The 6,127-nt window shown below is 70.6% G+C and carries 6 protein-coding genes and 1 pseudogene; 4 read left to right on the top strand and 3 right to left on the bottom strand.

Annotated features, from left to right (window positions below; genetic code table 11):
• Nucleotides 1–73: 73 nt before the first annotated feature.
• Nucleotides 74–940: a fumarylacetoacetate hydrolase family protein gene (locus Q9S36_RS51310; protein WP_311292412.1), complete on the bottom strand. Its 867-nt coding sequence runs from the start codon at nucleotides 938–940 to the stop codon at nucleotides 74–76.
• Between the two features lie 64 nt (nucleotides 941–1,004).
• Here Q9S36_RS51310 and Q9S36_RS51305 point away from each other — a divergent pair, with 64 nt between their 5' ends.
• The 3 genes from Q9S36_RS51305 (at nucleotide 1,005) to Q9S36_RS51295 (ending at nucleotide 3,457) form a co-directional block, all read left to right on the top strand.
• Nucleotides 1,005–2,237 carry a PrsW family intramembrane metalloprotease gene (locus tag Q9S36_RS51305; protein WP_251449200.1) on the top strand — a complete coding sequence of 411 codons (1,233 nt, stop codon included), beginning with the start codon at nucleotides 1,005–1,007 and terminating at the stop codon, nucleotides 2,235–2,237.
• Between the two features lie 142 nt (nucleotides 2,238–2,379).
• Nucleotides 2,380–2,745, top strand: a complete 366-nt coding sequence (locus tag Q9S36_RS51300; RefSeq protein WP_251449201.1) for an FKBP-type peptidyl-prolyl cis-trans isomerase — start codon at nucleotides 2,380–2,382, stop codon at nucleotides 2,743–2,745.
• Between the two features lie 151 nt (nucleotides 2,746–2,896).
• Nucleotides 2,897–3,457, top strand: a complete 561-nt coding sequence (locus Q9S36_RS51295) for a YceI family protein (protein ID WP_251449203.1) — start codon at nucleotides 2,897–2,899, stop codon at nucleotides 3,455–3,457.
• A 55-nt stretch (nucleotides 3,458–3,512) separates the two neighbouring features.
• Here the strand turns inward: Q9S36_RS51295 and Q9S36_RS51290 are convergent, their stop codons facing one another.
• Complete coding sequence (locus Q9S36_RS51290) at nucleotides 3,513–4,454, bottom strand: DMT family transporter (protein ID WP_311292411.1); 942 nt, start codon at nucleotides 4,452–4,454, stop codon at nucleotides 3,513–3,515.
• Between the two features lie 83 nt (nucleotides 4,455–4,537).
• Nucleotides 4,538–5,776, bottom strand: coding sequence for an MFS transporter (locus tag Q9S36_RS51285; RefSeq protein WP_396653991.1), 1,239 nt, complete (start codon nucleotides 5,774–5,776; stop codon nucleotides 4,538–4,540).
• Nucleotides 5,777–6,052: 276 nt separating this feature from the next.
• Here Q9S36_RS51285 and rpsO point away from each other — a divergent pair.
• Nucleotides 6,053–6,127: pseudogene (gene rpsO / locus Q9S36_RS51280) on the top strand (30S ribosomal protein S15); the annotation flags it as partial.

The raw sequence follows: 6,127 nt of genomic DNA, 5'->3' as shown, positions 1-6,127 counted from the left end.
CGACGGGCGCCCACCGTGAGGGGCGCGCCCTTCTTCGTTTGGGCGCTGGTCCGGCGCTGAGCGGTGCGCCGGCTCAGTCGAGGATGCGGCAGTGCGTGGTCAGCTCGCCGATCCCGTCGATGCCCACGGTGACGGTCGACCGGTCGCGCAGGAACACCTGCGGATCACGGGAGTAGCCGGCGCCGCCCGGACTCCCGGTGGAAATGAGGGTGCCCGGCAGCAGAGTCGCCGATCGTGACAGGTGCGAGATGAGCGTCGACACCGGGCGCACCATCTGGGCGGTCGAGGCGTCCTGCAGCGTCCGTCCGTCCAGGACCGTCCAGATGTGCAGGTCCTGCGGGTCGGCCACCTCGTCGGCGGTGACGACGAACGGGCCCGTGGGGGTGAACCCGTCGAACGACTTGCAGCGCGACCACTGCGCCTCGGAGTACTGGATGTCACGGGCGGTGATGTCGTTGACGACGGTGTAGCCCCACACATGGTCCAGGGCGTCCTCGGGGGCGACGTCTTTCGCGGGGCGGCCGATGATCACCCCGAGCTCGGCCTCGTAGTCCACCGACTCGCTGAGGCTTCGCGGCCACGTGGTGGTGGCGTCGTGGCCGGTGAGGGAATTGGGCCACAGGACGAACACGGTGGGGGTGCTGTCGGTCTTGAGGCCCAGCTCGCTCGAATGCGCGGCGTAGTTCAGGCCGATCGCGAGGATCACAGGCGGGGTGAGCACCGCCGACGCGAACCTCTGGCCGGCCAGCGGATGCCGCCGCGCCCCGTTCCCGGCGGCGTCGCGCACGCGGGCGAGCAGGTCATCGCCGCCCTCGATGAGCTCTTCCAAGCGGCGGGGTGCCCCGTCGAAGAGTTCATCGACCAGCACGATGTCGTCGCCGTCCACCACCGCCAGTCGAGGGTCGGAGGCACCCTGCGGAAGAACGTGGGCGAAGCGCATCACTCCACGCTACCGGGGCGAGGCGCGCCGGGCCGCGCGTGTTGCGCACCCATAGGCTGACTTCATGACGAATCCCGACGCCGCGGGCAGGTCGCGCCCGTCGCTCGTTCCACCCGCCTTCCCGTCGCCTCTCGCGCAGAACGGGCCCGGCCACGGTGCCTCGATCGCGCCGCCTGCCCCCGCCACGCCCCACGTCACCGTACCCGGGGGTGCGGCGCCGGCCCGCGCAGGACGGGCGGCGCCGATCTGGCTGTTCGGGCTGCTGCTGCTCCTGCTGGTCGGCCTGGTCGCCTACTTCCTCAACGCCATCGGCCCCGGAGCCTCCATCGTCGGGATGATCCTCGCGCTGCTCCCGCTGGCGGGCGTCGTCCTGGCGATCCGCATCATCGATCGCTGGGAGCCCGAGCCGCGTGGCCTGCTCATCTTCGCCGTGGCCTGGGGCGCGATCGCCGCGGTCGGCATCGCCCTGGGGGTCGACCTCCTCCTGGCTGTCGTCTTCGGTGCGCAGTCGTCGCCGGCCGCCGACGCCCTGTCGGCCGTGGTCCAGGCGCCGATCGTCGAAGAGGTCGCCAAGGGGCTCGGCGTGTACATCATCTTCATGTCGGCGCGTCGTGCGTTCGACGGGCCGGTCGACGGCGTGGTCTACGGGGCACTCGTCGGCGCCGGGTTCGCGTTCACCGAGAACATCCAGTACTTCGCGATCAGCTTCATCGAGGGCGGGGTCGCGGACGCCTCCGCCACCTTCTTCGTCCGCGGCATCCTCTCGCCGTTCGCCCACGTGATGTTCACCAGCATCATCGGCTTCGCCCTCGGCCTCGCCGCCCGCCGGGGAGCGACCCCCGCGCAGGCGTTCGGACCGTGGCTGGCGGGCCTCGCGGGCGCCATCGCGCTGCACGCGTTCTGGAACGGCTCCGCGGTGTTCGGCGACTTCTTCGCTCTCTACCTCATGCTGCAGGTGCCGCTGTTCGTCCTGTTCATCCTCGGGATCCTGGCGCTGCGGCGTGAGGAGTCCCGGCTCACGCGCTCCCGCTTGGGCGAATACGCGGCGGCGGGCTGGTTCACCCCGCAGGAGGTGGACATGCTCGCCACCGGCGCAGGCCGTCGCTCGGCCCTGGCATGGGCGCGCACCCTGCGCGGCGATCGGCGACCCCTGATGCGCGAGTTCATCGCCGACGCCACCGCCCTGGCCGCGGCACGGCAGCGAGCGATCAGCGGCCGCGACCCCCACGCCGCACACGAGGAAGCAGCGCTGCTGACGCGCACCGCCGCTGCCCGGCAGCAGTTGTTCGCTCCGTGAGCGGGGCCCTTGACACCTCGGGGGCGGCCTGGGCATGCTTGTCGTAGACCAACTCAGCGCTCGGGAGACCTGCAGGCAACGCCGCGGCACCGGGCGCTGAGTCTTGGATGCCCCGCCGTGCGGGACGTGCTTGGATGGACGCATGAGTGACAACACCAAGCCCGAGATCGACGCCCCCACCGGCCCCGCGCCGTCGGAGCTCGTCGTCCGCGACATCACCGTCGGAGACGGCGCCGAGGCCAAGGCCGGCGACACCGTGACGGTCCACTACGTCGGCGTCGAGTACACGTCCGGCGAGGAGTTCGACTCCTCGTGGAACCGTGGCGAGAGCATCCAGTTCCCCTTGCGCGGCCTCATCCAGGGATGGCAGGACGGCATTCCCGGCATGAAGGTCGGCGGCCGTCGCGAACTGGTCATCCCGCCGCACCTGGCCTACGGTCCCGCGGGCGGCCACTTCCTCGGCGGCAAGACCCTGATCTTCATCATCGACCTCCTCGCCGTCGGCTGACGAGCCCAGACGTCGCGAACGGATGCCGCCCCCGCACGCCGGGGGCGGCATCCGTTCCTCTTTTTTACATTCATGGGAATAGACTTCCTCGGGCTGCGTTGACACCCCTCGTACCCGTCGCGCTGCGACCACACCGACACGAAGGACGACCATGACCGACACGACCACGATCGACGTTCCCGGCTACAAGGCGGGCACCTGGGTGCTCGACCCCTCGCACAGCGAGGTGACCTTCAGCGTCCGGCACATGATGATCTCGAAGGTGCGCGGCACCTTCGGCGTCAAGAGCGCCACCATCATCGCCCCCGAGAACCCGCTCGAAGCCAAGGTCGAGGCGAACGTCGACGTCGCCTCGGTCGACACCAAGGACGAGGGCCGCGACAACCACCTGCGTTCCGGCGACTTCTTCGACGCCGAGAACCACCCGACGATGACGTTCGTCTCGACCGGTGCGCGCGTGGCGGACGGGGACTTCCTCGTCGACGGCGACCTCACGATCCGCGGGATCACCAAGCCCGTCACCTTCGAGGTCGAGTTCGGCGGCTTCGGCACCGACCCGTGGGGCAACTACAAGGCCGGCGCGACGGCCAAGACGGTCGTCAACCGCGAGGACTTCGGACTGACGTGGAACGCCGCGCTCGAGACCGGCGGCGTGCTCGTCGGCAAGGACGTCACCATCACGCTCGACCTGCAGGGCGCCCTGCAGGCCTGAGCCATCCCGAAGGCGGATGCCGCCCGGCCGTGTGCCGGACCGGCATCCGCCTTCGTCACGTCCGGGGCGATCGGCGCCGACGCAGGCGGTTCTGCGCCAGCAGGATCCCGATCAGCACCACCAGCCCGCCGACGGGCTCGTTCCAGCTCAGCGTCTCGCCGAGCACGAGCGCTCCGAGCGCCACGCCCACCAGCGGGGTCAGGTACGTCACCGTCGAGGCCCGCGTCGGTCCCCACGCGCGCACGGTGTTCTGGTTCCAGATGTAGGCCACTCCGGTGCCGAGGCAGCCGAGCAGGAGCACCGCGGCCACGATCCACGGATCCAGCCGCACGGGCTGGAGCGCGATCACCGGGGCGAGGAGGGTCATGATGGCCGCGGCGATACCGATGTTGAGGAACGAGAACATCGTGGCGCTCATGCCCGTGTCCGCCACGAAACGGCGCATGTAGGCGAGGCTGAAGCCGTAGCACGCCGTCGCTCCGAGGATGGCGATCTGGGCGACGACGCCCTCGCTCAGGTCGAGACCTGCCCACGGGCCGATGATGACGATCACGCCGGAGATGCCCAGCACGATGCCTCCGAGTTGGCCGGCCCCGAGACGCTCGACCCGCAGGACCAATCCGGCCATGACGGCGGTCATGAGGGGCGTCGTGGCGTTGTAGATGCTCGCCAGACCCGACGTGACGTATTGCTGCGCCCACGAGAAGAGCAGGAACGGCACGACGCAGAAGGTCACCGCGAGCACGGTCATGTGGCCCCACACGCGCCCCGAGCGGGGGAGTGCCTCGCGCCGCAGGAGGACGAAGACCGCGAGCGCGAGCGCGCCCAGCGCCAGACGCGACCATGCGACCTGCGCGGGGGCGAGACCCGTGAGCGCGACCTTCATGAACAGGAAGCTGGATCCCCACACGATCCCGGCGAGGGCGAACTGCACCGCGACCCAGGGGGTCGAGGGCGGGCTCGCGGACGCCACGACGGGGGGTGCGGAGGTGGTCACGCGAGGACTCTAGTCCCGGGCGGCGACCTCGCACCGGGCACCGGAACGCGACGTCCGAAATCCGTTCATGGGCGACGGTCCGGCTACGGTGACGGGTGGTCGGCGTCGTACGCGCGGAAGCGGGGGTTCGCCCGCACCAGCAGCGCCACGATCGCGATGATCGCCATGCCGCCCAGCAGGGGCGGGAACCACAGCGCCGTGAGAGTGGCCAGCGTCCCCGCGTACAGGGCGCCCACCCGGGGACCTCCGGCGACCACGACGATGAAGACCCCCTGCAGCCGGCCCCGTATCGCGTCCGGCACGGCCGCCTGGACCATGGTGTTGCGGAAGATCGAGCTGACGTTGTCGGCCGCGCCGGCGATCGCCATGGCCACGCACGCGACGGCGATCAGCACGAGGTTGGGGGAGTCCGCGTCGACGATCGCGGGGGCGAACCAGCCGAGGGCCCCGGCGGCCAGCACGATGCCGAGCAGTCCGATGGCGCCGCCGTAGACGAGGATCGCCCTCTCGATCCCGAGGCCCTGCCGGCGGACGCGGCCCACCGGCCCCGAGAACAGGCTCGACAGCAGGGCCCCGGCGGCGATCGCGGCCGTCAGCGCGCCCGTGGTGATCGGACCACCGCCCAGCAGGACGGCGCCGATCGCGGGGAACAGGGCGAGCGGCTGCCCGAAGGTCATGGCGATGATGTCGAGCCCGAACTGCAGCCGGATGTTGGGAGCGCGTCGCAGGAAGCGCCAGCCGTCGCGCAGCGACTCCCAGCCGGGCCGCACGACCGTGCCCTCGGGGCGCAGCGCGGGCAGCGTCCACAATCCGAGGAACATCGCCGACATCAGCACCACGTCGAGCGTGTAGGTCCACGCATACCCGGTGAAGGCGACGAGAACGCCCGCGAGTGCGGGCCCCACCATGACCATGATCCCCACGGTGATCCCGTTGAGGGCGGATGCCGCAGGCAGCAGTTCGCGAGGGATCAGGCGCGGGACGATGGCCTGCCGGGTGGCCATGACGATCGAGTTCGCGGCGGCGTTGACGACGCTCAGGGCGTACAGCCAGCCCACCGTCTCCCCCTGGGTCCAGGCGAGGACGGCGAGCAGGACCGTCGAACCGAAGGTGATGGCCGCGGCCACGAGCGCGACGATCCGACGATCGAACGCATCCGCCAGCATGCCCCCGTAGATGCCGGCAACCACCATGGGCAGCAGGCCGGCGACCGCGATCATCGCCACGGCGAAGGTGGACCCGGTCAGGTCGTACACGTGCAGCATCACCGCGACGATCGTGAGCTGGCCGCCGAGCCCGGCCAGCGTCGAGCCGATCCACATGCGGGTGAAGGCGGGGCTGGCCGCGAACGGGCGCAGATCGATCAGGTGGTCTCGGCGCAGACGCGGGAGCCGGGGCGTTCCGGCCGACCGCGTCACCGGTCCACCGGGGCAGGGTGCGGCATCCTCCGACCCTATCGCCGGTCGGCGAGGGCGGATTCGTGCGGGCACGGGGTGCCTGGTAGACTCACCAGGTTGCCGTTCGATCGGCCGCGGATAAAGAGAGCTCGCGCATCAGGCGGCGGGCGCCGCGCAATGAGCAGAAAGGGGATCCCATCTATGCCACTCGAATCTGACGCTAAGAAGGCGATCATCGAAGAGTACGCGACGCACCCCGGTGACACCGGATCCCCC

The sequence above is a fragment of the Microbacterium sp. ARD31 genome, assembly GCF_031844425.1.
Note: the sequence above shows the minus strand (reverse complement) of the source record. Positions and strands in the feature narration are given on the sequence as shown.

Coding starts and splice junctions, on each gene's coding strand:
- Q9S36_RS51310 (WP_311292412.1), bottom strand. CDS start 940: ATGCGCTTCGCCCACGTTCTTCCGCAGGGTGCCTCCGACCCTCGACTG.
- Q9S36_RS51305 (WP_251449200.1), top strand. CDS start 1,005: ATGACGAATCCCGACGCCGCGGGCAGGTCGCGCCCGTCGCTCGTTCCA.
- Q9S36_RS51300 (WP_251449201.1), top strand. CDS start 2,380: ATGAGTGACAACACCAAGCCCGAGATCGACGCCCCCACCGGCCCCGCG.
- Q9S36_RS51295 (WP_251449203.1), top strand. CDS start 2,897: ATGACCGACACGACCACGATCGACGTTCCCGGCTACAAGGCGGGCACC.
- Q9S36_RS51285 (WP_396653991.1), bottom strand. CDS start 5,776: ATGTGGATCGGCTCGACGCTGGCCGGGCTCGGCGGCCAGCTCACGATC.